Raw genomic sequence first — 23,657 nt, forward strand, 5'->3', positions numbered from 1 at the left:
CTCAGGTCGGCGCGGGCGCGCTGCGAGGTGGGCGCTGCGTCAGCCGCCCTCCTTCAGCCGGTCCCGCAGCAGCAGCGCCTGGTTGTGCTCCTCGTCCCGCGCCGCGTACACGAGCGTGACGACGTCGTTCCCGGCGACGAGCTCGCGCAGCTCGTCCAGCGCCGGGTTGTCGTCGAGCTCGGCGGCGTACTGCTCGGCGAACGTCTCGAAGTCGACCTGCCCGCCGTGGAACCGCTTGCGCAGGTCGTTGCTCGGCGCGACCTCCTTGAGCCAGACGTCCACCGCGGCGCGCTCCTTCGACACGCCCCGCGGCCACAGGCGGTCGACCTGCACCCGGAGGCCGTCGTCCGGCGACGGCTCCTCCTGGACGCGGCGGACCCGGATCATGGCCCGGCGGGGACGTACGTGGTCAGCAGGACGGCGGCGTCCTCCAGCGCCAGCAGGTCGTGGCGGCGGTCCGGGATGACGAGCACCTCGCCGGACGAGCCGTCCCAGGTCTCGTCGCCGGCGGTGAGCCGGACCGAGCCGGACAGGACCTGCAACGTGGCCTCGGGCGGCGCCTCGTGCTCGTCGAGTCGCTGGTCGGCCAGGATCGCGATCACGGTCTGGCGCAGGTGGTGGTGGCGACCCGGATGGAGGTTGACGGCGCTGCGACCCGCACGGGCCTCGCGCGCCTCGCCGAACAGGTCGCGGATCAAGGGCTCGAGCTGCGTGGACTCCATGCTCCCGACCGTAGCGGCTCCGCGCCGACTCGTCCGGTCGAGCGTCAGCCGACGAGGCGGCGCGCGACCCGGCGCAGCCGGCCCGGGTTGGCCCGGCGCTCCTTCGCCCGGCGGCGCTCCTCGACCTGCTCGGGCGTGAGCTTCGTGTACTGCACCATCTGCTGCTTGGCCGGGTGTCCCCAGTCGCCGATGTACCGGTACGACCAGTCGCCCCACTTCGCGGCCCAGCGCAGGTCCTGGCGGTAGTAGACGAAGTTGTTCTTCTCGGTGAAGTAGCCCTTGTTGCGGCGCTTGATCGGCTTGACCGCGTCGATCGGGACGGAGTCCTTGCGCACGAAGAACGTCGCGTAGAACGAGCCGCCCGGCGCCATCACCTTGTCCAGGCGGTACATGCACAGCCGGATGTGGTTGAGCGAGACGTGCGTGAACACCGAGTTCGCGATGGCGAAGTCGAACTGCACGCCGAAGTCGGTGTCGAAGCGGTCGTTCGCGCGCAGGTTCTCGATCGGCACCCGCGCCCGTTGCTCGTCCGTCAGCTCGGTGTCGTAGCCGGCCTGCATGACCGAGTGATTCGCGTCGATGCCGTAGTAGTTCCCCGGCTCGAGGTAGTCGATGAAGTGGCGGCCGGCCCGGAAGGCGCCGCAGCCGATGTCCATCAGCCGGTGGTGCGGCTGCAGGCCCTGCGCCTTCAGGAACTCCAGCTGGTGCTGGCCGTGCGTGTCCCACACGCCGCCGACGAAGCGGCGGTGCTCGCCGGCCTCGATCTCCTCGGGCGTCAGCACGATCCCGGAGTAGTCGGGATTGGTCAGGTTCGCGTCCAGCTCCACGCGATGCTCGATCTGCGGCACGGTGCCCCCCATGGCTCGGCGTGCGCCCACCCTAATGACGCATCGCGTCCCTGCCCAGCCCTTGCGCGGCGGTCCGAGCCGCTGTCGGCGCGTCGCCCTAGGGTGCGGACATGCGCCTCAAGCCCGGTCGACCCGACCTGTCCGCTCACGCCGGCCTCTTCGACGTGCCCGCCGCGGCACCTGGCACACCGTCGGTGACGTTCGCGGGCGTCTCGACGCTCGCGTTCGACGACGGCGCGTCGGCGCTGCTGGTCGACGGCTTCTTCTCACGCCCGTCGCTGCTCAAGGTCGCGCTCGGCCGCATCGCGCCCGTGCCCGAGCGCATCGACGAGGCGCTCGGCCGGCTCGGCCTGTCCGGGCCGCAGGCCTCACGCGTCGAGGCGGTCGTGCCGGTCCACAGCCACTTCGACCACGTGATGGACGCGCCCGAGGTCGCGCGGCGCACCGGTGCGCTCCTGGTCGGCGGGTCGTCCACGCTGCACGTGGGCCGCGGGGCGGGCCTCGATCCCGAGCGGACCCGCGTGCTGGCCCCGTTCACGCCCACGGCGTGCGGCCCGTGGACCGTCACGGCCGTCCCGTCGGAGCACTGCCCGCCCGACCGCTACCCGGGCACGATCGACGAGCCGCTGCGGCCGCCGGCGAAGGCCGCCGCCTATCGCTGTGGCGAGGCCTGGTCCCTGCTGGTCGAGCATCCCGGCACCGGGCCCACGCTCGTGCAGGGCAGCGCGGGGTTCGTGCCCGGCGCCCTGGACGGCAGGCGCGCGGACGTGGCGTACCTGGGCGTCGGCCAGCTCGGGGTGCTGGGCGACGACTACATCGCGCGCTACTGGCAGCACACGGTCGCGGCGGTCGGCGCCCGGCGGGTGGTGCTCACCCACTGGGACGACTTCTTCCGCCCGCTGAGCGCACCGCTGCGGGCGCTGCCCTACGCCGGCGACGACCTCGACGTGACGATCGGCGTCCTGCGGACGCTGGCCGCGCGCGACGGGGTGCGGCTGCACCTGCCGACGCTGTGGCGGCGCGAGGACCCGTGGGCGGGCTGAGGCGGAGCCCCCGACAGGATTCGAACCCGCGACATCTTCTTTACAAGAGAAGCGCTCTACCGACTGAGCTACAGGGGCGCGGCGGTGGTGCCGACCGGCTCATCCTAACGACGATCAGACCCGGCCGGACCGGCACGCCTGCGCGAAGTCCTCGTCCACGTACTCGTTCTCGGGCAGCTTCGGCGTGACCGCCTCGGAGCCCTTCCCGATCTCGGCGAAGACGGTCAGGTCCGACTCCTGGTCGTCCGGGTCGCCGCCCGGGGTGAGGAACTCGTCGAGCACGATCGCGCAGTCGGCGGCGCCGAACTCCTGCCAGCCCATGATCGTGCCCCACTGCTCGGTGCCGGGGACCGCGACGACGCCTTGGGTCCGCAGGACGCCGATGACGCGGGTCTGGCCGCCGGGCGCGCGGACCTCGTACGCCGTCCGGGTCTGCAGCGAGAGGTTGACGGCGCCGTCCTCCTCGGCGACGCGCCACGCCCCGGTCATCCGGGCGGCGTTCACGTCGAGGTCGGGGTCGAGCACCGTCGCCCGCGCCAGCGCGGGCACGGTCTGGGCGCCGACGGCGTCGTCGATGGCCTCGACGAGGTCCTTCGGCAGGCCCTCGCCGACCGCGTCGGGGTCGGTGGCGGCCTGCACGGCCCACGTCTCGACGGCCTCGACCATGCGGTCGTACTCGGCGGCCGGGATGCTCGCGGGACGCGTGGGCGCGTCGGGCAGCTCGGGCTCGTCGGCGACGGGCCACCCGGCCAGGCCGAGGTCGGCCAAGGTCATCCGCTCGGTCGGCGTGGGCTGCGCCGTGGGGCCGGCGGGCGCGTCGTCGTCCTCGCCCGGGAGCCACGAGCAGGACGCCAGCCAGAAGGTCGCCAACACGAGCAGCAGGATCGGACGGCGCACCTGCCCAGTATGCATACTGGGCCTCGTGGCACCCGAGACCCCGACTCCCCCGTACCCCCGCCTGCTGCGTGCCACCGAGCTCCTCGATCCGCCCTTCGCGATGATCGACGAGGAGGCCCTGTGGGCCAACGCGGCCGACCTGGTCCGGCGCGCCGGCGGCGTCCCGATCCGGCTCGCCACGAAGTCGGTGCGGGTGCGCTCGATCATCAAGAACATCCTCACGCTGCCGGGCTTCCGCGGCGTCATGACGTACTCGCTGGCGGAGTCCGTGTGGCTCGCCGACCAGGGCGTCAACGACATCCTGCTGGCCTACCCGAGCGTCGACCGGGTCGCCTACGCCGACCTCGTCGCGGACGACCGGCGCCGGGCCGCGATCACGGTCATGGTCGACTCGCTCGAGGCGCTCGACCTCATCGACGCCACCCTGGGAGCCGACCACCCGCCGATCCGCGTGTGCCTCGACGTGGACTCCTCGCTGCGCGTCCTCGGCGCCCACCTCGGCGCGCACCGCTCCCCCGTCCACTCGACGCGCGATGCCAAGCGCATCGCCGCCGCGATCGCCGAGCGGCCGGGCTTCGACCTCGTGGGCCTGATGTTCTACGACGCCCAGATCGCCGGCATGCCCGACAGCGGGCCCGCGATCCGCGCCGTCAAGCGGCGCTCGGCCAAGGAGCTGCGCCGCCGTCGCCGCCGGATCGTCAAGGCCGTCCGCCAGCTGACGGACCTGCAGATCGTCAACGCGGGCGGCACGGGCAGCCTCGACGTCTGGCGCGACGACCCGACGGTCACCGAGCTGGCCGCCGGATCCGGCCTGTTCGTGCCGACCCTGTTCGACGGCTACCGCTCGTTCACCCCGCGTCCGGCCGCGTTCTTCGCGCTGCCGGTCGTGCGCAAGCCCACGAAGGACGCCGTCACCTGCTTCGGCGGCGGCTACATCGCCTCCGGTCCCGCGGGAGACACCCGCGTGCCCCGGCCCGTCTGGCCCGAGGGCCTCGAGCTCTATCCGGCCGAGGGCGCCGGGGAGGTCCAGACGCCGCTGCGCGGCAAGATCGCCAGGACCCTGGACATCGGCGACCGGGTCGTGTTCCGGCACGCCAAGGCCGGCGAGATGTGCGAGCGCTTCGATCAGGTCGCGCTCGTCGACGCGGCCGGCCAGGCCACGCTCGTGCCCACCTACCGCGGCGAGGGGAAGAACTTCGGATGAGCAGCTGGAGCAACTGGGCGGGCAACGTCACGACAGCCCCCGACCTGATCGCGCACCCGGCGTCGACCGACGAGGTCGTCGCCCTCGTGGGCGCGCACCCGCGGCTCAAGGCCGTCGGCGCCGGCCACTCGTTCACGCCCATCGCCGCCACCGACGCGACGCTGCTGCGCCTCGACCGCATGAACCGCATCCTGCACGCCGACACCACCACCGGGCTGGTCCGCGTGCAGGCGGGGATCTCGCTGCACGAGCTCAACCCGCGGCTGGCGGCGCTCGGGCTCGCGCTGCCGAACCTGGGCGACGTCGACCCGCAGTCCGTCGCGGGCGCCACCTCGACCGGCACGCACGGCACGGGCGCCCGGCTGTTCGGCATCGCCAAGGCCATCGCCGCGCTGCAGCTCGTGACGGCCGACGGGGAGGTCCTCGAGATCGACGCCGGCCACGAGCTGTTCGACGCCGCGCGCGTCGGCCTGGGCGCCCTGGGCATCGTCACCGAGGTCACGCTGCAGTGCGTCCCGGCGTTCCTGCTCAACGCCCGCGAGGAGCCCATGGCCCTCTCCGCCGTCCTGCGCGAGCTCGACGACCTCGTCGACGGCAACGACCACTTCGAGTTCTACTTCTTCCCGCACACGGACAAGGCGCTCACCAAGCGCAACAACCGCGTGCCCGAGGGGACGGCGCCGGCCCCGCTGCCGCGCTGGCGTCACCTGCTCGACGACGAGCTGCTGTCGAACACGCTCTACGAGCAGGTCCAGCGACTGGGCACCAGGCGGCCCGCGCTCATCCCGCGGATCAACGCGCTGTCGGGCTCGCTGCTCGGCGCGCGCGAGTACATCGACGCCTCGCACGAGGTGTTCGTCTCGCCGCGGCGCGTGCGCTTCCGCGAGTCCGAGTTCGCCCTGCCCCGCGCGGCCGCCGCCGAGGCGATCGGCGAGATGCAGCGCTGGTACGCGAAGGCCGACGAGTCGATCTCGTTCCCCGTCGAAGTGCGGTTCACGGCGGCCGACGACATCTGGCTGTCGACCGGTCACGAGCGCGACAACGTCTACATCGCCGTGCACCAGTTCCACCGCACCGACCCCACGCGCTACTTCGCCGCGATGCAGGACATCTTCACGGCGCACGAGGGCCGTCCGCACTGGGGCAAGATGCACACCCTCGGCGCCGACTACTTCCGCACGGTCTACCCGCGCTTCGACGACTTCGTCGCCGTCCGCGACCGGCTCGACCCCGAACGCAAGTTCACCAATGCCTACCTGCAGCAGGTCCTGGGCTCCTGAGCCGCGCCGTCAGCACGTGATCTCGATACACCGTCTCGCTCCGCTCGCCGGCACTCGATCACCGGAACGGACCCGGTGGTCGAGTAGCTCGCGACGAACGAGCGGCGTCTCGAGACCACCGTCGATCGTGAGTGATCTCGATACACCGCTCGTTCCTCGCGGCACTCGATCATCGGGCCGGCGCGGACGCGGCGACGGTCAGGCGCGGACCTGGCTGATCGCGTAGAGGGTGATGCCGGCGGCGACGCCCGCGTTGAGCGACTCGAGCGAGGACGACATCGGGATCGACACGAGCTGGTCGCAGTTCTCGCCGACGAGCCGGGAGAGGCCCTTGCCCTCGCTGCCGATGACGACCGCGAGCGGCCCGTCGGCGAGGTCGAGGTCGGGCAGCGCGACGTCGCCGTCCGCCGCCAGGCCGATCACCATGAGGCCGGCCTCCTGGTACGCCTGGATCTGGCGCGTCAGGTTGGTCGCGCGGGCGACCGGCACGCGCGCGGCGGCGCCGGCCGAGGTCTTCCACGCGGCCGCGGTCATCTGCGCCGCGCGCCGCTCGGGGATGACGACGCCGTGCACGCCGAAGCCCGAGGCCGAGCGGACGATCGCGCCGAGGTTCCGCGGGTCGGTGATGCCGTCGAGGATGACGATCAGCGCCGGCTCACCACGCTCGGCCGCGAGGTCGAGCAGGTCGGACGGGTCGGCGTAGTCGTACGCCTCGAGCTTGGCCGCGATGCCCTGGTGGACGGCGCCGGACGTGATCCGGTCGAGCTCGGGCCGGGCGACCTCGAGCAGCGGCACGTGCAGGTCGGCGGCGAGCTGGAAGATCTCGCGGACGCGCTCGTCGCGGTCGATGCCCTCGGCCACCTGGATCGAGACCACCGGCACGTGCGCGCGCAGCAGCTCGACGACGGAGTTCCGGCCGACGACGAGCTCGGGTCCGTCGTCGCTGCGGCGCTTCGGTCGGCCCGACTGACGCTTCTCGGCGGCCTTGGCCATCTTGTACTTCTTGTGGTTGGGACGGTCCTCGGCGCGCGGCGTCGGCCCCTTGCCCTCGAGCCCGCGGCGGCGACGGCCGCCGGACCCCGCCGTGGGGTTGCCCTTCCCGGTCTTCTTGATCGCGCCCTTGCGCTGGCTGTTGCCGGCCATCAGCGGCCACCCTTCAGGTTCCAGCGGGTGCCCGAGGCGGTGTCCTCGAGCTCGATGCCCGCAGTCGTCAGTTGATCGCGCAGCGCATCCGCGCGCGCCCAGTCCTTCGCGGCCTTCGCCTCGGCCCGCTCGGCCACGAGCGCGTCGACCAGCTGGCCCAGCGCGTCGGAGGCGGCGGAGCCGCTGTCGCCCGTCCCCCACGTGACGGGGTCCAGGCCCAGCACGTCGAGCATCCCTCGCACGGACGCGAGCGTCTCGGCCAGCTCGGCCGAGGCGCCGCCGGCCAGCAGCCGGTTGCCCTCGCCGATCGTGGACTGCAGCACCGCCAGCGCGGCGGGCACGGACAGGTCGTCGTCCATCGCGGCGGCGAACGCCTCGGGGACGTCGCCGGGCTCACCCGCCCCCACCAGCTCGGCGGCGCGCGTCACGAAGCCCTCGATGCGCTCGAACGCGGTCGCGGCCTCGGCGAGCGACTGCTCGCTGTACTCGATGATCGAGCGGTAGTGCGCGGCGACGAGGTAGTACCGCAGCGCGATCGCCGGGACGCGCTTGACGACCTCGCTGACCGAGAGCGTGTTGCCGACGCTCTTGCTCATCTTGGAGTTGCCCAGGTTGAGCATCGCGTTGTGCATCCAGACGCGCGCGAAGCGCTGTCCGGCGGCGCGCGACTGCGCGAGCTCGTTCTCGTGGTGCGGGAAGCGCAGGTCGAGGCCGCCGCCGTGGATGTCGAACTCCTCGCCGAGGTACTTCGCGGCCATCGCCGAGCACTCCAGGTGCCAGCCGGGCCGGCCGCGTCCCCACGGCGTGGGCCACGAGGCCGACTCGGGGTCACCCTCCTTGTGGCCCTTCCACAGGGCGAAGTCCCGCGGGTCGCGCTTGCCCTCGGGCGGCGCGTCGGGCGCGGCCTGCATGTCGTCGATGCGCTGGTTCGACAGCTCGCCGTACGCCGGCCAGGAGCGGACGTCGAAGTACACGTCGCCCGAGCCGTCGGTGGCCGGGTACGCGTGGCCGCGCTCGATGAGGGTGGAGATCATCTCGATCATCTCGGGGACGTGGCCCGTCGCCCGCGGCTCGTACGTGGGCGGGCGGCAGTTGAGGACCTCGTAGGCGGCGTGCAGGGCGCGCTCGTTCTCGTACGCGACCGCGAACCACGGCTTCCCGGTCTCGGCGCCCTTGGCGAGGATCTTGTCGTCGATGTCGGTGACGTTGGCGATGATCGTGACCTCGAGGCCCTGGCGCTCCAGCCAGCGGCGCAGCACGTCGAAGACCAGCTCCTTGCGGATGTGGCCGATGTGCGGAGGGCCCTGGACCGTCAGGCCGCAGTGGTAGATGCCGACCTTGCCGGGCACGACCGGATCGAGGGGGCGCAACTCGCGGGAGGCGGAGTCGAAGAGGCACAGCGTCACCGGGCCAGCCTATCGGCCCGGGCGGCGTGTTCCCGCCGCTGCGGCGGCCGGGCGTCCTGCAGAAGCGTGACGTCCCACTCGTGAATTCGCGTCACATCGTTCCCAAGGGCCTCGTCTCTCACTTACGCTGGAACGATGCGTCGCTCCTTCCCCACAGCGGCCGCCCTGGTGGCCCTGTTCGCGTCCCTGCTCGTCCCCGCGTTCCTCGCGCCCGCCCAGGCGTCGGCCACCCACCCGACCCCCCAGGCGAAGCACTGGACCCCGAACCTCAAGATCCCCGCCGGCAAGAAGACCGCGAGGTGGCGGTCCGGCTGGGTCTCGACCCGCCCGAGCACCACGCTGCTGCCCTCGTGGAACGTCACCCAGATGCCGACCGGCACGTGGCTGCGCGTCTATGCCCGCGTCGCCAGCGGCTCGAAGGTCTCCGGCTGGAAGCGCGTCGCCGACTGGCGCTACGCGCTGGCCGGTGGCGAGCGCCGCACGTGGGGCGCGCAGTCCGACAGCCTCGCCCGGCTCGACACCGACACGATCCGCTCCGCCTCGGGCCGGACGTTCGACCGCTGGCAGGTGCAGGTGACGGTCGTGCGACCGAAGACCTCCACGAAGACCCCGGTCGTCAGCCGCGTGGCGGGCGTCGCCTCGTCCTACTCGACCAAGGCGGCGCGCACCTCGAAGACCTCGATGACCAGGACGGTCGACCTCGCGGTGCCGGCGTACTCGCAGATGATCCACACCGGCCACTTCCCGCAGTACGGCGGTGGCGGCGAGGCGTGGTGCTCGCCGACCTCGACCTCCATGGTCCTGGCGTACTGGGGCCTAGGCCCGAAGGCGAGCCAGTACACGTGGGCCAAGGGCCCCGACGGCCGCGTCGACCACGCCGCACGCTTCTCGTACGACTCGGCGTACCGCGGCACGGGCACGTGGCCGTTCAACACGGCGTACGCCTCGCTGTTCGGCGCCGAGGCGCGCGTGCACCGCGTCGTGAACCTGCGCGCGATGGAGGCCTACATCAAGAAGGGCGTCCCGGTCGTCGCGTCCGTCGCGTTCGGCCGCGGCCAGCTGACGGGCTCGCCGATCAGCTCGACGCCGGGCCACCTCATGGTCGTGCGCGGCTTCACCAAGACCGGCGACGTCATCGTCAACGACCCGGCCGGCCGCACCAACGCCCAGGTCCGCCGCGTCTACCAGCGCGCGCAGTTCGAGAAGGCCTGGCTCGGCGGCAGCGGCGGCGTGGTCTACCTCATCGCCCCGCGCGGCAAGGGCCTCGTCTTCTGACGCACCCTCCCGTGGCCGCCGGTTCGCCGAGTGGCGCAAAGGTGCCCGCCACTCGGCGAGTGGCGGGCACCTTCGCGCCACTCGCGACCCCGGTTCGCGCCACTCGGCGGCTGCGCCGCACGCCGCGGCTAGCCTTGCCAGCGTGAACGCACCCCGCGTCGGCATCGGCACCGACGTCCACCAGCTCGTCGAGGGCCGTCCGCTCTGGGTGGCCGGGCTGCACTGGCCCGACGCCCCGCGCGGGCTCGAGGGCCACTCCGACGGCGACTGCGTCGCGCACGCCATGGTCGACGCCGTCCTCTCGGCCGCGGGCCTGGGCGACATCGGCACTCACTTCGGCACGGCCGACCCCGAGTACGCGGGCACGTCGGGCGTCGACTTCCTGCGCGCGACGGCCCAGATGGTGCGTGACGCCGGGCTCACGATCGGCAACGTGAGCGTGCAGCTGATCGGCAACGAGCCGCGGCTGTCGAAGCGCCGCGACGAGGCCACCGCGGTCCTGGCCGAGGCGATCGGCGCCCCCGTCTCGCTCTCGGGCACCACCACCGACGGCCTCGGCCTCACCGGCCGCGGCGAGGGCATCGCGGCGATCGCCGTCGCCCTCGTCCACTGACGCCGGCCCGCCGCCCGCGCACCCGCGGCCCCCGGCGACTTCTGGAACGCGTTCCACGCCTCCCGCGCGTGGAACGGTGGAACCCGTTCCACAAGTCGGGCAGGGAGCGAGCCGAGGACCGACACTCAGGCCGGCAGGTCCGCGACGGCGCGGTCGTCGCTGCCGTAGTACTCGGCGAGGATCCGCTGCGCCACGCGCCCGCCCGCCACGTCCAGCCGGTCACGGCCGCCGGGCAGCCGTCCCAGCACGCGGTGCCGTGCCGAGTTCGCGGCCCACAGCATCGCCGGCGCCCACGGCGGCCGCCACGGCAGGCCGAGCTCGCGCATGCTCTCGCGCCCGAGGAACGCGCTGAGCATGCTGAGGTTCCGCTCGGTCTTCCAGCGCCCGTGCGGGAGCGTCCCGAGGACCTCGACGATGTCCTGCGCGAGTCGCGGGCCGGCCTCGGTGATCCCGCCCTGGGCGAGCACGACGTGGTAGTTGATCCGGTGACGCTCGCGTTCGGAGTCGACCAGCCAGCGCTCGTCCACGCCCATCAGCCAGCCCACGTACTTCCACAGGTGCATCACGGCGCGCGACTCCCGGCGGCTCACCGGGACGCCGAGCGCCTTCACGCCGATCAGCACCGTCCCGTCGAACAGCCCGAGCGTCCCGGCCTGGTCCGCCTGGTTGATCGGCAGCCCCCACCGTTCGACGTCCCAGCGTGGCGCGAACGCCTGGTTCACGAGGGCGTGCATCGCGCGGACGTGCAGGGTCGTGCGCCAGCCCGGCGCGTACTGCTCGAGGCCGCCGGGCGTCGTCACCGCCACCGCCCACGACTGCGTCTCGGCCAGCCGCCGCCGCGTGCTGTCACCCGTGAGGCCACCGGTCGCCACGAGCAGGTCCGGCGGTCCGCCGAACCGGTAGCCACCGATGAGCGAGAGCTGCAGCAGCACGTCGGCGGCGGTGCGGCCGAACCGCCGGAACGCCCGCGCTCCCTCGTCGACGAGGTCGCGGTCGAGCCACGGCGGGTCCTGCTCCGCGGTCCGCAGGAACGCCGCCAGCGCCGGGCCGGCGTCGGGGACCGCGCCGGGTCCGTGCTCGAGCGCGGTGCGGAACTGCAGCATCGTCACGCGGTGCGGGTCGCCCGCACGCAGGCGCATCGCGGCGGCCAAGTCGGCGCCGAGCTCGTCCTGCTCGGTGAACGCCGCACCGAGCCGCGCCAGCAGCTCCTCGTCGACCTCGCGCACGCCTCCGGCGTACTTGAGCACGCGACCGAGGCGGCGGCCGCGCTCCTCGGCGGACCGGAACCGGGTGGGGTACGAGGCGACCTGCGTCATGCCGGAACCCTGACACGAGCATTTGCTCGCATACAATTCGCAACATGGCACTGCGCAAGGTCCCTCGTCAGCAGCGCTCGCGCGCGATGGTCGACCGCATCGTCGAGGCCGCTCGCGAGGTGCTCGTGACGGACGGCTACGACCGCCTCACCACGAACCGGGTCGCCGATCGCGCGAAGGTCAGCCCGGGCTCGCTGTACCAGTACTTCCCGGACAAGGCGACGATCGTCGAGGAGGTCACCGAGCGCTACGTCGGCCGGCTCGCGGAGGACGTCGTGGCGGCCCTCGTCGACCACGTCCACGACGACCCCGGCGCGATGGCCCGGGCGACGGCGGAGGCCCTGCTGACGGCGCTCGAGCGCGACCCGACGCTGCTGCGCGTCGTGTGGGAGGAGCTGCCGGTTGCGCGGCACCTGGACGACCGGCTCGGGCTGGAGCGGCGCGTCCGCGACGTGCTGCGCGCCTACCTGGGCGGTCGGCTGCCGGCCACCCAGCGGCGGCGCGACCCGGCGCACGCCTCATGGCTCATCGTGCTGGCGGTCGAGTCGCTCGCGGTCCGGTTCGTCCTCGACGAGGACCCGCCGATGACCCGCGAGCAGTTCGTCGAGGACCTCGCGGCCCTGGGCCTGGCCTGGCTGTAGTCCCCCGGACATGACGAACGCCCGGCCGTGGCCGGGCGTTCGTCGGGGTGGATCAGGAGGCGAGGACCTCGTCGAGACGGGTCTCGGCCTTGTCCTCGTTCGTGTTCTCGGCGAGCGCGAGCTCGGAGACGAGGATCTGGCGAGCCTTCGCCAGCATCCGCTTCTCGCCGGCCGAGAGGCCACGCTCGTGGTCGCGGCGCCACAGGTCGCGCACGACCTCGGCCACCTTCAGGACATCGCCGGAGTGCAGCTTCTCCAGGTTCGCCTTGTAGCGTCGGGACCAGTTGGTGGGCTCTTCGACGTGCTCGGCACGCAGGACGCTGAAGACCCGCTCGAGTCCCGCCTCGTCGACCACGTCGCGCACCCCCACCAGGTCGACGTTGTCGGCCGGCACGCGTACGACCAAATCGTTCTGGGCGATGATCCGGAGGACGAGGTACGTGCGGTCCTCACCCTTGATGGTCCGGATCTCGATGTCTTCGATGACCGCAGCACCGTGGTTGGGGTACACGACGGTTTCGCCGACAGTGAAAGCCATGGAGAAAGCACCTTTCCTAGGTGACCAGAATAACAGAACGGAACGACTGCCCTTTCCGCTCGATCCACCGGGGTTCGTCCACGCTCGGCGCCCCGGCTACGATGCGACCGTGAGCACACGTCGCAAACTCGCCGCCATCGTCCTGGCCGCCTCCGCCCCGTTCGCGCTCTCTGCCTGCGGCACGAGCTTCGGCGCGCAGACCAACCAGCAGTACCAAGCCGGCATCGGCGCGAACCTGCGCACGGGCCCGATCGGCGTCTACAACGGCGTCTTCGTGGACAACGGCAACGGCACGCTCACCTTCTCCGGCGCGCTGCTCAGCGAGGAGAAGCAGACGATCGACTCGGTCTCGGTCGACGGCACCTCCAAGGAGCTCGCGCAGCCCATCACGCTCGACCCCGAGCTGCTGCTCACGCTCGGCCCCAAGGGCGAGATCATCATCAAGAGCGACGAGATCTCCGCGGGCGACTACGTGACGATCACCTTCGCGGCGCAGCCCGGCGGCGACGTCGAGATCGAGGTCCCGGTCGTCGCGCGCACCGAGACCTACGAGAGCGTCGCCAAGCGCCCCGGCGCCGAGGCCACGCCCGCGCAGGAGGCCGAGACCGACCCGGCGAAGCCCGAGACGGACGAGCAGGGCGCCCGCGAGCAGTCCGACACCTCGCCGGGCAGCAACTGACCTCTCCCCCAGCGACACACGAACGGCCCCGGGCAGCGCCCGGGGCCGTTCGTCGTCCGTGGGGTCAGGCGACCGGCAGCTCGCCGGTCACGAGGTAGACGACGCGACGCGCCATGTTCACCGCGTGGTCGCCGACGCGCTCGTAGTAGCGGCCCAGCAGCGCGAGGTCGATCGCCGTGTCCACGCCGTGCTCCCACTCCCCGTCGAGCAGCACGCGGAACAGCTCCTGGCGCAGGCGGTCCATCTCGTCGTCCTCGACCTCGAGCCGGGCGGCCGCGCCGAGGTCCCGCTCGGACACGATGCGGGCGGCCGACGCGATCATCGAGTCTGCCACCTTCGCCATGTCGCGGATGAGCGGCTGCACCGGCAGCGGCACGGCGGACTCGGGCGCCCGGCGGCGGGCGATCTTGGAGACGTGCACGGCGAGCGCGCTCATGCGCTGCAGGTCGGCCACCATGCGCAGCGTCGAGACGAGCTGGCGCAGGTCCGTGGCGACGGGCTGCTGGGTGGCCAGCAGGACGAGGGCACGCTCCTCGACCTCGTCGATGGCCTCGTCGATGAAGCCGTTGCCGCCGATGACGCGCTCGGCGGTCACGATGTCGGTCTCGAGCAGGGCGGTGGTGGCGTCGGCGACGGCGGCCCGCACCCGGTCGGTGATGAGGACGAGCTCGTCGACGATCTGGTCGAGCTGCTCGTAGTACTGGTCACGCATGCTCCGACCGTAGGCGCGCCGCGTGAATGGGCGGCGACCTGCGGTGAACGCCCGGTGAACGGCGGCGGAAAGGGTGGTCGCCGAGGGTCCCGCGGTGCGGTTGGGGCCGCTGGGTCGGCCTACGATCGGGGCGTGGAGGTCTCAGAGATCCTGGTCGGCGCCGCCGGCATCGTGCTCGGCGCGATCATCACCTACGTGTGGCGCTTCTCCGAGCGCGCACAGGAGACCGTCCCCACCGCTCCCGCTCCGGCCGTGCCGCCGGACATCCGCACCGTCCTGTCGGTGCTGCGCTCGTCCGCCCTCGTGATGGGCGAGGACGAGAAGGTGCTGCGCGCCTCCGCTCCCGCGATCGCCCTCGGCCTGGTCTCGGACGACCGCCTGCGCAGCGACCAGCTGCTCGAGCTCGTCCGGCGCGTCCGCCGTGACGGCGAGGTGCGCGAGGAGGAGCTCGAGATCCACCTGCGCCGCCGCCCGCCGATCTTCGTGCGCGCCCGCGTCGCGCCGCTGTCGCACGGGCTCATCCTCGTCCTCGTCGAGGACCGCACGGCCGAGCAGAAGGTCGAGACGCTGCGGCGCGACTTCGTGGCCAACGTCAGCCACGAGCTCAAGACGCCGATCGGCGCGATCCAGCTGCTCGCCGAGGCTGTCGGCGAGGCCCGCGACGACCCCGAGGCGGTCGAGCGCTTCGCCGGCCGGATGCGCACCGAGAGCGAGCGCCTGACGCGCCTCGTGCAGCAGATCATCGACCTGTCGCGCCTGCAGGCGGACGTGGCCAGCGAGCACTCGGTCGTCATCAAGGTGGGCGAGCTCGTCGCCGAGGCGGTCGAGCACTCGCACACGGACGCCGAGGCGAAGGCCATCACGATCACGCAGGACATCCAGCCCGACCTGTACGTCCTGGGCGACCGGGCCCAGCTGCACGCGGCGGTCAGCAACCTCGTCGAGAACGCCGTCACCTACTCCCCCGACGACTCGACCGTCGCGGTCTCGGCGACGGGCGACGGGGACGAGGTGCGCATCATGGTCTCGGACCACGGCATCGGCATCTCGCCCGAGGAGCAGGAGCGGATCTTCGAGCGGTTCTACCGGGTCGACCCGGCCCGCGCCCGCACCACCGGCGGCACCGGCCTGGGGCTGTCGATCGTCAAGCACGTCGCCGCCAGCAACGGCGGCTCGGTCGAGGTCTGGAGCGAGCCCGACCTCGGATCGTCCTTCACGCTGGTGCTGCCGGCGTGGGACGTCGATGAAGGAGAGTACGAGTGACCAAGGTCCTGATCGTCGAGGACGAGGCCAGCTACAGCGAGGCCCTGTCCTACGTCCTGCGCAAGGAGGGCTACGACGTGGCGGTGGCCGAGACCGGCCCCGACGCGCTGACCGCCTTCGAGCGCGGCGGCGCCGACATCATCCTGCTGGACCTCATGCTCCCGGGCCTGTCGGGCACCGAGGTGTGCCGCACGATCCGCCAGACCTCGAGCGTCCCGATCATCATGGTCAGCGCGAAGGACACCGAGGTCGACAAGGTCGTCGGCCTCGAGTTGGGCGCGGACGACTACGTGACCAAGCCGTACTCCCCGCGCGAGCTCGTGGCGCGCATCCGGGCGGTGCTGCGCCGCGGCGTGCCCGAGGAGGTCGAGGACGACGGCGTCATCGAGGTCGGCGCGGTCCGCATGGACGTCGACCGCCACCTCGTGACGGTCGACGGCAGCGAGGTCCGGCTGCCGCTGAAGGAGTTCGAGCTGCTCGAGTTCTTCCTGCGCAACTGCGGTCGCGTGCTGACGCGGGGGCAGCTGATCGACCGTGTGTGGGGCTCGGACTACGTCGGCGACACCAAGACGCTCGACGTCCACGTCAAGCGCCTGCGCGCCAAGATCGAGGACGACCCGGCCCACCCGACGATCCTCACGACCGTCCGCGGCCTGGGCTACAAGTACGCCTGACGAGCCGCCGGCGGCGACGTTCGGGGAACGTCACCGCCGGCGGCCGGGTCAGCGGCCCTGGCTCGCGACGGCGGCGATCGCGTCGGCGGCGGCCTCGGGATCGAGGTAGCGGCCGCCGCGCTCGAGCGGCTTCATGTCGTCGTCGAGCTCGTAGACCAGCGGGATGCCGGTGGGGATGTTGAGGCCCACGACGGCGTCCTCGTCCATGTCGTCGAGGTGCTTCACGAGCGCGCGCAGCGAGTTGCCGTGCGCGGTCACCAGGACCGTCCTGCCGGCGCGCAGGTCCGGCACGATCTCGTCGTACCAGTACGGCAGCATCCGCACGACGACGTCGGCCAGGCACTCGGTGCGCGGCATGAGCTCGCTGGGCAGGTGCGCGTAGCGGGCGTCGCCGACCTGGCTGAACTCCGAGTCGTCGGCCAGCGGCGGCGGCGGGGTGGCGTACGAGCGGCGCCACGTCATGAACTGCTCCTCGCCGAACTCCTCGAGCGTGGCCTTCTTGTCCTTGCCCTGCAGCGCGCCGTAGTGGCGCTCGTTGAGGCGCCACGAGCGCTTGACGGGGATCCAGTGGCGGTCGATGCCGTCGAGCGTGATCTGCGCGGTGCGGATGGCGCGGCGCAGCAGCGACGTGTGCGAGACGTCGGGCAGCAGGCCGGCTTCGCGCAGCAGCTGCGGGGCCCGCGTGGCCTCCTGCACGCCCTGCTCGTTGAGGTCGACGTCGACCCATCCGGTGAAGAGGTTCTTGGCGTTCCACTCGCTGTGACCGTGACGCAGCAGGATCAAGGTGCTCATGGCGACCACCCTAGTGCTGGGCCGCGATGTGCTGCAGGGCCCGGAGGTAGTCGTCCTGCGAGTGCACGCCGGCGAGCGTGTGGCGGGCGTCCACGACCACGAACGGTGACGCGCTCGCGCCGATCAGGGCGGCGGTCTCGCGCTGCTGCTCGACCTCGGTGCGGTACTCGTCGCTGGCCAGCAGCGCCTCGGCCGTCTCGAGCCCGAGCCCGGCGAGGGCGGCCCGGCTGGCCAGCACGAACCCGTCCGCGACGTCGGCGCCCTCGAGCAGGTGGGCGCGCCACAGCTGGTGCAGCAGCTCACGCTGGACGTCGGGACCGACCGACTCGGCCCACGTGAGCAGGCGCCACGCGTCGGTCGAGTCGGCCGGCACGACCTCGTCGACGTTGAGGTCGATCCCCGTGATGCGCGCGGCCGCGACGACCTCGCTGGTCGGCACGGGCGCGTCGAACGAGGCGGCGCGGTAGGAGATCTCGACCGGCTCGCCGGTCAGGATGCTGTGCAGCGCGGCCGCGCGCTCGAAGCGCACCGCCCCCACGTACGACCAGGCATCGACGACGTCCGCGAACACGATGGCCTTCACGGCGTCAAGGCTACGGGCCCGGCGGCGGTCAGTCCTTCGGGCGCAGGTGGCGGAAGGCGTCGAGGTTGCGCGTGGACTCGCCGCGCGACTCGCGCCAGCGCCACTCCTTGCGGATGCTCTCGGCGAAGCCCAGCTCGAGGATCGTGTTGAACGACTCGTCGGCGTAGGACAGCACGGAGCCGAAGAGGCGGTCCAGCTCGGCGGGCGTCACGGCTTCCAGCGGCAGGCGGCCGTCGAGGTAGATGTCACCGGCCGAGTCCACCGCGAAGGCGACGCCGAACATCTTGAGGTTCCGCTCGAGCATCCAGCGGTAGACGGCCTCGTGGTTCTCGTCGGGGTTGCGCGCGACGAAGGCGTGGACGCCGAGCGCGTGGCGGCCGACCTCGAGGCGGCACGTCGTCTTGAGCTTGCGCTCGCCGGGCAGGTCGACCTCGAACACGTCGTCGCCGTGGCGCACGTACTCCAGCCCCGCCTCGTCGAGGGTCGTGGCGATCACGTCACGGACGTCGGTCATCGGTCCACCTCCAGGGTTGCTGCGCGGTCACGGACGGCGCCCTCGTAGACGTCGAGGGTGCGCTCGGCGGTCACGTCCCAGCCGAAGGACTCGGCGTGGCGGACCGCCTTGGCACCGGCCTCGGCCCGGAAGCCGGGGTCGGTCAGGTAGGGACGGATCGCGGCGGCGTAGTCGGCCGGGTCGTGCCCGTCCACGAGCGTGCCGGTCACGCCGTCGGTGACCGCCGTCGTGAGGCCGCCGACGGCCGCCGCGACGACGGGCGTCCCGCAGGCCTGGGCCTCGATCGCGACCAGGCCGAAGGACTCGTTGTGCGAGGGCACGCACACGACCGCGGCCCGCGAGTACCAGCGCGCCAGCTCGGGCTGGCCGACCGTGGGCACGAAGTCCACGCGGTCGGCGATGCCGAGGTCGCGCGCCAGGTCGGTGAGCTCACTGGGGCGGTCGAGGCCGCTGCCGGAGGCGCCGCCGATGATCGCGACGCGGTGCGGGACGTCGAGCTGGGCCGAGGCGCGCAGCACGACGTCGGGGGCCTTGAGCGGCTGGATGCGGCCGGCGAAGACGATGAGCGGCGGCTCCTGGTCCGGCTCGGACTTGCTGAACACCTCGAGGTCGACACCCGGGTGGACGACCTCGACGGCGGCGGGGTCGGCGCCGTACAGGTCGATGAGCTCGCGGCGCTCCTCGGCGGTGTTGGCGATGAGCCGGTCGGCCCAGCGCACGATCTCCTCCTCGCCGGCCACGCGCCCGATCGGCTCGGGCCGGTCGCCGGCGGCCAGCGCCGCGTTCTTGACCTTGGCCATCGTGTGCATCGAGTGGACGAGCGGGACGCCCCAGCGCTCGCGCAGGACCGTGCCGACCTGGCCCGAGAGCCAGTAGTGCGAGTGCACGAGGTCGAAGTAGCCCGGGTCGTGCGACGCCTCGACCCGCAGCACGTCGCGCACGAACGAGCACATCTGGCTGGGCAGGTCGCCCTTCGTGAGCCCCTCGAACGGGCCCGCGGCGACGTGGTGGACGCGGATGCCGTCCTCGGCCTCGACGACCGGCGGCAGGTGACGGGAGGTGGCGCGGGTGAAGACCTCGACCTCGATGCCGCGCGCGGCGAGCCGGCGCGAGAGCTCGAGCACGTAGACGTTCATCCCGCCCGCGTCCCCGGTGCCCGGCTGGTCGAGCGGGGAGGTGTGCGCCGAGAGCATCGCGACGCGCCTCACCCTCTGAGCAGCCATGGGTTCCATTCTGGCACGCTGGCCCCATGCCCACAGCCGTCGTGACCGGAGCCAGCAGCGGTATCGGAGAGGCGACGGCGCGCGCGCTGAGCGCCGCGGGGTACACCGTCCTGGCGGCCGCCCGCCGCCGCGACCGCATCGAGCGCCTCGCCGAGGAGATCGGTGGGATCGCCCTGACGTGCGACATCACGAGCGCCGAGGACGTCGCCCGCCTGGCCGAGACCGTGGGCGACCGCCTCGACCTGCTGGTCAACAACGCCGGCGGCGCGAAGGGCCTCGAGGACGTCACCGACGCCGACCTCGACGACTGGCGCTGGATGTACGAGACGAACGTGCTGGGAACGGTCGCCGTCACGAAGGCGCTCGCGCCCGCGCTCATCGCCTCGGGCGCCGGCACGATCATCAACGTCGGGTCCACCGCCGGTCGCGTCACCTACGAGGGCGGCGGCGGCTACACCGCGGCCAAGCACGCGCTGGCCGCCGTGACCGAGACGCTGCGCCTCGAGCTCAACGGCCAGCCGGTCCGCATCACGGAGATCGCGCCGGGCATGGTGAAGACCGAGGAGTTCAGCCTGACCCGCTTCGGCGGCGACAGCGCGAGGGCCGACTCGGTCTACGCGGGCGTCGACGAGCCGCTCGTCGCGGAGGACATCGCCGACGCCATCACGTGGGTCGCCACGCGCCCGCGCCACGTCGACGTGGACCTCATGGTCATCAAGCCGGTCGCGCAGGCCGCGCAGTGGAAGGTGCACCGCCGGCTCGACTGAGCCGAGCCGGCGGCACGGATCCTCAGTCGGTCGCGGGACGATCCGCGGCGGCCGGGCTGTCCGGCGTCGGAGCGGGCGGGGTGCTGCGCGTCGTGCTGGACCCCGTGGCCTTCTGCGCCTTGCGGGCCGTCGTGCGCTGACCGCCGGAGCCACCGCGCGTGGCCGTGGACTTCGCCCCCGGGGTCTTCGCCGGCGCCTTCTTCGCGGCCGCCTTCTTCGTCGTCCTGGCGGCAGGAGCCTTCTTGGCGGCGGCCTTCTTCGCCGTGACATCGGCCGGCGGCTTGCTCTTCGTGGTCGCCTCGGCGGCGTTCTTCCGCGCGGACCCGCCCGTGCTGGCCGCGCGGGTCTTGGCCGTCTGGGTGGCCGGCGTGGAGGCGGGCTCGCCCGTCACGGGCGACACGCTGTCCTCGTCGGCGGTGGGCGCGGCGCCGGCGGGACCGCTGGCCGGCGTGGTGGGCGTGCCACCGGTCGCCCCGCCGCCGTCCGGCGTGACCTCGGACGTCGGGGCGGTGCCCGGGGCGTCCTCGTCGATCGCGCTGACGCCCTCGGACGCGGCCAGCGCCTCGCCCTTGAGCGTGAGCCGCTCGTCGGTCGTGTCCGTGGAGACGGCCTTCTTCGCGGGCGCCTTCTTCGCCGTGGACTTCCGGGCGGCCGTCTTCTTCGCCGGGGTCGCCGCGCCGCCGTCCGGCGTGACCTCGGACGTCGGAGCGGTGCCCGGAGCGTCCTCGTCGATCGCGCTGACGCCCTCGGACGCGGCCAGCGCCTCGCCCTTGAGCGTGAGCCGCTCGTCGGTGGTGTCGGTCGGGACGGCCTTGGCCGGCGCCTTCTTCGCGGCCGGGGCCTTCTTCGCCGGCGTCTTCTTGACCGGGGCCTTCTTGGCGGCCTTCTTGACGGCGGGCGACTCCGCCGGATTGGGCGTGGCCTCCGCCGCGGCCTCGCGGAGCGGATCGCCGTGCGGACGGTCCGAGGCCGGCTCGGCCGGGCCGTCGGCGGCCGGGGCGGGCGACGCGGCGGGCGCGTCCGGCTCCGCGCCGCGGGAGGACTTCACGAGGTCCGGGGCGAGCCGGGCGACCATCGCGGAGAGATCGGCGATCTGCTGGGCGGTCGTCTCGCGCACGCGGTCCAGCTCCTCGCGGAGCTTCTTGATCTCCGAGGCGGACGACGACGTGGCCTTCTCGAACTGCTGGGCCACCGCGTGCTCGCCGGCCTTGCGGACCTTCTTCAGCTCGCGGCGCAGGTCGTTGATCGTCGACAGCGAGTCGCGGAGCGTCTTCTCGACCTTGCTCTTGGCCATGCGGGGGCTTCCTCTCGGTCGGGCGGAGTCGATTGCTCCTCAGCCTAGGAGGGATGGGCGACGCCCGCCTGCCGCATCTCACGGCCTCGACGTCAGCGCGTGCCCACTCCGCTGCGGCCGTCGATCGTGTCGCGCGGCTGCCACCCGGGCGGGCCGAGGACGTAGCCGACCTTGTCGCGCCACCGCCGCGCCTCGCGGACCTGCTGCGCCATGCGGCGGTAGTCGCCGTACTGCAGCTCGAGCAGGTTGTACGTCTCGACCGGGTGCGTCAGCCCGTAGCGGGGCCGGTGCAGCTCGCGCTGGAACGTGCCGAACATCCGGTCCCAGATGATGAGGATGCCGCCGTAGTTCTTGTCGAGGTACTCCGGGTCCGAGCCGTGGTGGACGCGGTGGTGCGAGGGCGTGTTGAACACGAACTCGATGGGCCGCGGCAGCCGCCCGACCAGCTCGGTGTGGACGAAGAACTGGTAGATCAGGTTGACCGCGAAGGCCGCGAAGAGGCTCCACGGCGCGAAGCCCAGCAGCGGCAGGGGCAGCCAGAAGAAGAACTCGAACCAGGGGTTCCACTTCTGGCGCAGCGCCGTGCCGAAGTTCATGAACTCGCTGGAGTGGTGCGCCTGGTGCCCGGCCCAGCCGATGCGCACGCGGTGGCTGAAGCGGTGGTGCCAGTAGTAGCAGAAGTCGAGCCCCAGGATGAGCGCCGGCCAGTACCACCACGCGTCGGTCGGCAGCTCGAACGGCGCCAGGTGCGCGAAGACGAACACGAAGCCGAAGAACGTCACGACCTTGAAGACCGTGAGGAACAGGATCGACCCCACGCCCATCGAGATCGACGTCCGCGCGTCGCGGAACGCATAGCCGCTGACGTTGTCGTCGTGGTCCAGCCAGCGCAGCGCCGCCAGCTCGACGGCGATGCTGAGCACGAAGAACGGCACCGCGTAGGTGAGCGGGTTCTTCATCGGGTCGAGCAGGTCCTCCAGCACGCCGACACGATACCTCTCACCCGTGACGTGCATCACAACATCCCGGAGTAGCATCGTGCCCGCGGCCACCACCCCCGGCCGCGCACCCGTCCCGACCGGTCCGGCACCACCTCCGCCGCACCAGGAAGCAGGAAGCATGAGTGACCCCAGCAGCTTCGGCACGCACCACGAGCAAGTGGTCTTCTGTCACGACGAGGCGTCCGGCCTCCGCGCGATCATCGCCCTCTACTCCACGGCCCTCGGCCCGGCCCTGGGCGGCACGCGCTTCTACCCCTACGCCAGCGAGACCGAGGCGCTCGCCGACGTCCTCAACCTCAGCCAGGGCATGGCCTACAAGAACGCCCTCGCCGGACTCGACCTCGGCGGCGGCAAGGCCGTCATCATCGGCGACCCGCGCACCGACAAGTCCGAGGCCCTGCTGCGCGCGTACGGCCGGTTCGTCCAGACGCTCCACGGTCGCTACCTCACCGCGTGCGACGTCGGCACCTACTCGACGGACATGGACGTCGTGGCGCGCGAGTGCGACTTCGTGACGGGCCGCACCGTCGAGCACGGCGGCGCGGGCGACTCCAGCGTCCTGACCGCGTTCGGCGTGCACCAGGGCATGCGGGCCGCCGCGCAGTTCACGTGGGGCGACGCGTCGCTCGCCGGCCGGCGCGTCGGCATCGCCGGCGTCGGCAAGGTCGGTCGCCACCTCGCGCGCCACCTCGTCGAGGAGGACGCGCGGGTCGTCGTCACCGACATCGACGCCGAGGCCGTCTCGCGCCTGGTCGACCAGTACCCCTCGATCGAGACCGTCGGCTCCACCGAGGAGCTCATCGCGGCCGACCTCGACGTGTACGCCCCGTGCGCCCTCGGTGGTGCGCTCGACGAGCACAGCGTCGAGGCGCTGACGGCGCGGATCGTCGCCGGGGCCGCCAACAACCAGCTCGCGCACGAGGGCATCGGCAAGCTGGTCGCCGACCGCGGCATCGTCTACGCGCCGGACTACTGCGTGAACTCCGGCGGCGTCATCCAGGTCGCCGACGAGCTCGACCCGCGCGGCTTCAGCTTCGACCGCACGAAGGCCCGCGCCACGGGCATCTTCGACACGACGCTCGCCGTCCTCGAGCGCGCCGCCTCCGACGGCGTCACCACGGTCGAGGCGGCCGACCGGCAGGCCGAGCAGCGCATCCGCGAGATCGGCCGGCTGGGCCAGATCCACCTGCCCTGAGCGCGCCGCCCCCGCGCCCGCCCCGTCGCCGCGC

Annotated in this window: 26 protein-coding genes and 1 tRNA gene; 11 read left to right on the forward strand and 16 right to left on the reverse strand. The window is 72.4% G+C overall.

All coding sequences use genetic code 11. From position 1 onward, the window contains the following. Positions 1–39 precede the first annotated feature (39 nt). Genes AB3M81_RS15490 through AB3M81_RS15500 form a run of 3 tightly spaced genes read right to left on the reverse strand, consistent with a single transcriptional unit; the run spans position 40 to position 1,570 of the window. Positions 40–387 carry a DUF488 domain-containing protein gene (locus tag AB3M81_RS15490; protein WP_412904824.1) on the reverse strand — a complete coding sequence of 116 codons (348 nt, stop codon included), beginning with the start codon at positions 385–387 and terminating at the stop codon, positions 40–42. Further along, complete coding sequence (locus AB3M81_RS15495; RefSeq protein WP_412904825.1) at positions 384–722, reverse strand: cupin domain-containing protein; 339 nt, start codon at positions 720–722, stop codon at positions 384–386. Before AB3M81_RS15495 ends, AB3M81_RS15490 begins: the two co-directional genes overlap by 4 nt. Positions 723–766: 44 nt before the next feature. Beyond that, positions 767–1,570, reverse strand: a complete 804-nt coding sequence (locus AB3M81_RS15500) for a class I SAM-dependent methyltransferase (RefSeq protein ID WP_412904826.1) — start codon at positions 1,568–1,570, stop codon at positions 767–769. A 110-nt stretch (positions 1,571–1,680) separates the two neighbouring features. Between AB3M81_RS15500 and AB3M81_RS15505 the strand changes: the two genes are divergently transcribed. Then, complete coding sequence (locus AB3M81_RS15505) at positions 1,681–2,613, forward strand: MBL fold metallo-hydrolase (protein ID WP_412904827.1); 933 nt, start codon at positions 1,681–1,683, stop codon at positions 2,611–2,613. 5 nt (positions 2,614–2,618) lie between these two features. Here the strand turns inward: AB3M81_RS15505 and AB3M81_RS15510 are convergent. Further along, a tRNA-Thr gene (locus tag AB3M81_RS15510) sits at positions 2,619–2,691 on the reverse strand. A 36-nt stretch (positions 2,692–2,727) separates the two neighbouring features. Continuing rightward, positions 2,728–3,510 (reverse strand): hypothetical protein, encoded by a 783-nt coding sequence (locus AB3M81_RS15515; RefSeq protein ID WP_412904828.1) that lies wholly within the window; start codon positions 3,508–3,510, stop codon positions 2,728–2,730. A 25-nt stretch (positions 3,511–3,535) separates the two neighbouring features. On the opposite strand from AB3M81_RS15515, the gene AB3M81_RS15520 reads away from it, so the two are divergent. Together AB3M81_RS15520 and AB3M81_RS15525 are read left to right on the forward strand one after the other, a co-directional pair. Then, positions 3,536–4,714 carry an amino acid deaminase/aldolase gene (locus AB3M81_RS15520; RefSeq protein WP_412904829.1) on the forward strand — a complete coding sequence of 393 codons (1,179 nt, stop codon included), beginning with the start codon at positions 3,536–3,538 and terminating at the stop codon, positions 4,712–4,714. After that, on the forward strand, positions 4,711–5,994 hold the full coding sequence (locus AB3M81_RS15525; protein WP_412904830.1) for a D-arabinono-1,4-lactone oxidase: 1,284 nt from the start codon (positions 4,711–4,713) through the stop codon (positions 5,992–5,994). The genes AB3M81_RS15520 and AB3M81_RS15525 overlap by 4 nt, the downstream gene beginning before the upstream one ends. Before the next feature lie 198 nt (positions 5,995–6,192). Here the strand turns inward: AB3M81_RS15525 and rlmB are convergent, their stop codons facing one another. Both rlmB and cysS read right to left on the reverse strand, forming a co-directional pair. Further along, positions 6,193–7,137, reverse strand: a complete 945-nt coding sequence (gene rlmB, locus AB3M81_RS15530) for a 23S rRNA (guanosine(2251)-2'-O)-methyltransferase RlmB (protein ID WP_412904831.1) — start codon at positions 7,135–7,137, stop codon at positions 6,193–6,195. Further along, the gene (gene cysS, locus AB3M81_RS15535; RefSeq protein WP_412904832.1) at positions 7,137–8,543 is read right to left on the reverse strand and encodes a cysteine--tRNA ligase; all 1,407 of its coding nucleotides are present in this window, start codon (positions 8,541–8,543) and stop codon (positions 7,137–7,139) included. Before cysS ends, rlmB begins: the two co-directional genes overlap by 1 nt. Positions 8,544–8,678: 135 nt before the next feature. Between cysS and AB3M81_RS15540 the strand changes: the two genes are divergently transcribed. Further along, complete coding sequence (locus tag AB3M81_RS15540; RefSeq protein WP_412904833.1) at positions 8,679–9,818, forward strand: C39 family peptidase; 1,140 nt, start codon at positions 8,679–8,681, stop codon at positions 9,816–9,818. A gap of 142 nt (positions 9,819–9,960) precedes the next feature. Continuing rightward, on the forward strand, positions 9,961–10,431 hold the full coding sequence (gene ispF / locus AB3M81_RS15545) for a 2-C-methyl-D-erythritol 2,4-cyclodiphosphate synthase (RefSeq protein ID WP_412904834.1): 471 nt from the start codon (positions 9,961–9,963) through the stop codon (positions 10,429–10,431). 125 nt (positions 10,432–10,556) lie between these two features. On the opposite strand, the gene AB3M81_RS15550 is transcribed toward ispF, so the two are convergent. Further along, complete coding sequence (locus AB3M81_RS15550; protein ID WP_412904835.1) at positions 10,557–11,747, reverse strand: oxygenase MpaB family protein; 1,191 nt, start codon at positions 11,745–11,747, stop codon at positions 10,557–10,559. Between the two features lie 44 nt (positions 11,748–11,791). Here AB3M81_RS15550 and AB3M81_RS15555 point away from each other — a divergent pair, with 44 nt between their 5' ends. Then, positions 11,792–12,388 carry a TetR/AcrR family transcriptional regulator gene (locus AB3M81_RS15555; protein ID WP_412904836.1) on the forward strand — a complete coding sequence of 199 codons (597 nt, stop codon included), beginning with the start codon at positions 11,792–11,794 and terminating at the stop codon, positions 12,386–12,388. A gap of 52 nt (positions 12,389–12,440) precedes the next feature. On the opposite strand, the gene AB3M81_RS15560 is transcribed toward AB3M81_RS15555, so the two are convergent. Continuing rightward, a complete protein-coding gene (locus AB3M81_RS15560; RefSeq protein WP_412904837.1) occupies positions 12,441–12,926 on the reverse strand; it encodes a CarD family transcriptional regulator in 486 nt (161 codons plus the stop codon). Positions 12,927–13,035: 109 nt separating this feature from the next. Here AB3M81_RS15560 and AB3M81_RS15565 point away from each other — a divergent pair, with 109 nt between their 5' ends. Beyond that, positions 13,036–13,605: a hypothetical protein gene (locus AB3M81_RS15565; protein ID WP_412904838.1), complete on the forward strand. Its 570-nt coding sequence runs from the start codon at positions 13,036–13,038 to the stop codon at positions 13,603–13,605. 64 nt (positions 13,606–13,669) lie between these two features. Here the strand turns inward: AB3M81_RS15565 and phoU are convergent, their stop codons facing one another. Beyond that, on the reverse strand, positions 13,670–14,317 hold the full coding sequence (phoU, locus tag AB3M81_RS15570; protein ID WP_412904839.1) for a phosphate signaling complex protein PhoU: 648 nt from the start codon (positions 14,315–14,317) through the stop codon (positions 13,670–13,672). 132 nt (positions 14,318–14,449) lie between these two features. Between phoU and AB3M81_RS15575 the strand changes: the two genes are divergently transcribed. Together AB3M81_RS15575 and AB3M81_RS15580 are read left to right on the forward strand one after the other, a co-directional pair. Further along, complete coding sequence (locus AB3M81_RS15575) at positions 14,450–15,580, forward strand: sensor histidine kinase (RefSeq protein WP_412904840.1); 1,131 nt, start codon at positions 14,450–14,452, stop codon at positions 15,578–15,580. Beyond that, complete coding sequence (locus tag AB3M81_RS15580) at positions 15,577–16,254, forward strand: response regulator (protein ID WP_412904841.1); 678 nt, start codon at positions 15,577–15,579, stop codon at positions 16,252–16,254. Before AB3M81_RS15575 ends, AB3M81_RS15580 begins: the two co-directional genes overlap by 4 nt. Before the next feature lie 48 nt (positions 16,255–16,302). Here the strand turns inward: AB3M81_RS15580 and AB3M81_RS15585 are convergent, their stop codons facing one another. Genes AB3M81_RS15585 through mshA form a run of 4 tightly spaced genes read right to left on the reverse strand, consistent with a single transcriptional unit; the run spans position 16,303 to position 19,366 of the window. Beyond that, positions 16,303–17,046, reverse strand: a complete 744-nt coding sequence (locus AB3M81_RS15585) for a phosphoglyceromutase (protein WP_412904842.1) — start codon at positions 17,044–17,046, stop codon at positions 16,303–16,305. A gap of 10 nt (positions 17,047–17,056) precedes the next feature. After that, positions 17,057–17,629, reverse strand: coding sequence for a DsbA family oxidoreductase (locus AB3M81_RS15590; RefSeq protein WP_412904843.1), 573 nt, complete (start codon positions 17,627–17,629; stop codon positions 17,057–17,059). Between the two features lie 28 nt (positions 17,630–17,657). Then, a complete protein-coding gene (locus tag AB3M81_RS15595; protein WP_412904844.1) occupies positions 17,658–18,143 on the reverse strand; it encodes a type III secretion system chaperone family protein in 486 nt (161 codons plus the stop codon). Then, positions 18,140–19,366, reverse strand: a complete 1,227-nt coding sequence (gene mshA / locus AB3M81_RS15600) for a D-inositol-3-phosphate glycosyltransferase (protein ID WP_412904845.1) — start codon at positions 19,364–19,366, stop codon at positions 18,140–18,142. The genes AB3M81_RS15595 and mshA overlap by 4 nt, the downstream gene beginning before the upstream one ends. A 26-nt stretch (positions 19,367–19,392) precedes the next feature. On the opposite strand from mshA, the gene AB3M81_RS15605 reads away from it, so the two are divergent. Next, the gene (locus AB3M81_RS15605) at positions 19,393–20,133 is read left to right on the forward strand and encodes an SDR family NAD(P)-dependent oxidoreductase (RefSeq protein ID WP_412904846.1); all 741 of its coding nucleotides are present in this window, start codon (positions 19,393–19,395) and stop codon (positions 20,131–20,133) included. 22 nt (positions 20,134–20,155) lie between these two features. On the opposite strand, the gene AB3M81_RS15610 is transcribed toward AB3M81_RS15605, so the two are convergent. After that, on the reverse strand, positions 20,156–21,427 hold the full coding sequence (locus tag AB3M81_RS15610) for an Rpb4 family DNA-directed RNA polymerase subunit (RefSeq protein ID WP_412904847.1): 1,272 nt from the start codon (positions 21,425–21,427) through the stop codon (positions 20,156–20,158). Positions 21,428–21,519: 92 nt separating this feature from the next. Then, complete coding sequence (locus AB3M81_RS15615) at positions 21,520–22,410, reverse strand: sterol desaturase family protein (RefSeq protein ID WP_412904848.1); 891 nt, start codon at positions 22,408–22,410, stop codon at positions 21,520–21,522. Between the two features lie 136 nt (positions 22,411–22,546). Here AB3M81_RS15615 and AB3M81_RS15620 point away from each other — a divergent pair, with 136 nt between their 5' ends. Further along, entirely contained in the window at positions 22,547–23,623 is a 1,077-nt protein-coding gene (locus AB3M81_RS15620) for a Glu/Leu/Phe/Val dehydrogenase dimerization domain-containing protein (RefSeq protein ID WP_412904849.1), read from the forward strand. The last annotated feature ends 34 nt before the right edge of the window (positions 23,624–23,657 follow it).

Origin of the sequence: Aeromicrobium jepli (assembly GCF_047246605.1) — a bacterium.
GTDB lineage: Bacteria > Actinomycetota > Actinomycetes > Propionibacteriales > Nocardioidaceae > Aeromicrobium.

What these genes read in the sequence shown, in the direction of transcription:
- AB3M81_RS15555 (WP_412904836.1), top strand. Translation starts at nt 11,792, where the DNA reads ATGGCACTGCGCAAGGTCCCTCGTCAGCAGCGCTCGCGCGCGATGGTC.
- AB3M81_RS15560 (WP_412904837.1), bottom strand. Translation starts at nt 12,926, where the DNA reads ATGGCTTTCACTGTCGGCGAAACCGTCGTGTACCCCAACCACGGTGCT.
- mshA (WP_412904845.1), bottom strand. Translation starts at nt 19,366, where the DNA reads ATGGCTGCTCAGAGGGTGAGGCGCGTCGCGATGCTCTCGGCGCACACC.
- AB3M81_RS15505 (WP_412904827.1), top strand. Translation starts at nt 1,681, where the DNA reads ATGCGCCTCAAGCCCGGTCGACCCGACCTGTCCGCTCACGCCGGCCTC.
- AB3M81_RS15610 (WP_412904847.1), bottom strand. Translation starts at nt 21,427, where the DNA reads ATGGCCAAGAGCAAGGTCGAGAAGACGCTCCGCGACTCGCTGTCGACG.
- rlmB (WP_412904831.1), bottom strand. Translation starts at nt 7,137, where the DNA reads ATGGCCGGCAACAGCCAGCGCAAGGGCGCGATCAAGAAGACCGGGAAG.
- AB3M81_RS15540 (WP_412904833.1), top strand. Translation starts at nt 8,679, where the DNA reads ATGCGTCGCTCCTTCCCCACAGCGGCCGCCCTGGTGGCCCTGTTCGCG.
- AB3M81_RS15605 (WP_412904846.1), top strand. Translation starts at nt 19,393, where the DNA reads ATGCCCACAGCCGTCGTGACCGGAGCCAGCAGCGGTATCGGAGAGGCG.
- AB3M81_RS15550 (WP_412904835.1), bottom strand. Translation starts at nt 11,747, where the DNA reads ATGACGCAGGTCGCCTCGTACCCCACCCGGTTCCGGTCCGCCGAGGAG.
- AB3M81_RS15490 (WP_412904824.1), bottom strand. Translation starts at nt 387, where the DNA reads ATGATCCGGGTCCGCCGCGTCCAGGAGGAGCCGTCGCCGGACGACGGC.
- AB3M81_RS15620 (WP_412904849.1), top strand. Translation starts at nt 22,547, where the DNA reads ATGAGTGACCCCAGCAGCTTCGGCACGCACCACGAGCAAGTGGTCTTC.
- AB3M81_RS15595 (WP_412904844.1), bottom strand. Translation starts at nt 18,143, where the DNA reads ATGACCGACGTCCGTGACGTGATCGCCACGACCCTCGACGAGGCGGGG.
- AB3M81_RS15495 (WP_412904825.1), bottom strand. Translation starts at nt 722, where the DNA reads ATGGAGTCCACGCAGCTCGAGCCCTTGATCCGCGACCTGTTCGGCGAG.
- phoU (WP_412904839.1), bottom strand. Translation starts at nt 14,317, where the DNA reads ATGCGTGACCAGTACTACGAGCAGCTCGACCAGATCGTCGACGAGCTC.
- AB3M81_RS15585 (WP_412904842.1), bottom strand. Translation starts at nt 17,046, where the DNA reads ATGAGCACCTTGATCCTGCTGCGTCACGGTCACAGCGAGTGGAACGCC.
- AB3M81_RS15525 (WP_412904830.1), top strand. Translation starts at nt 4,711, where the DNA reads ATGAGCAGCTGGAGCAACTGGGCGGGCAACGTCACGACAGCCCCCGAC.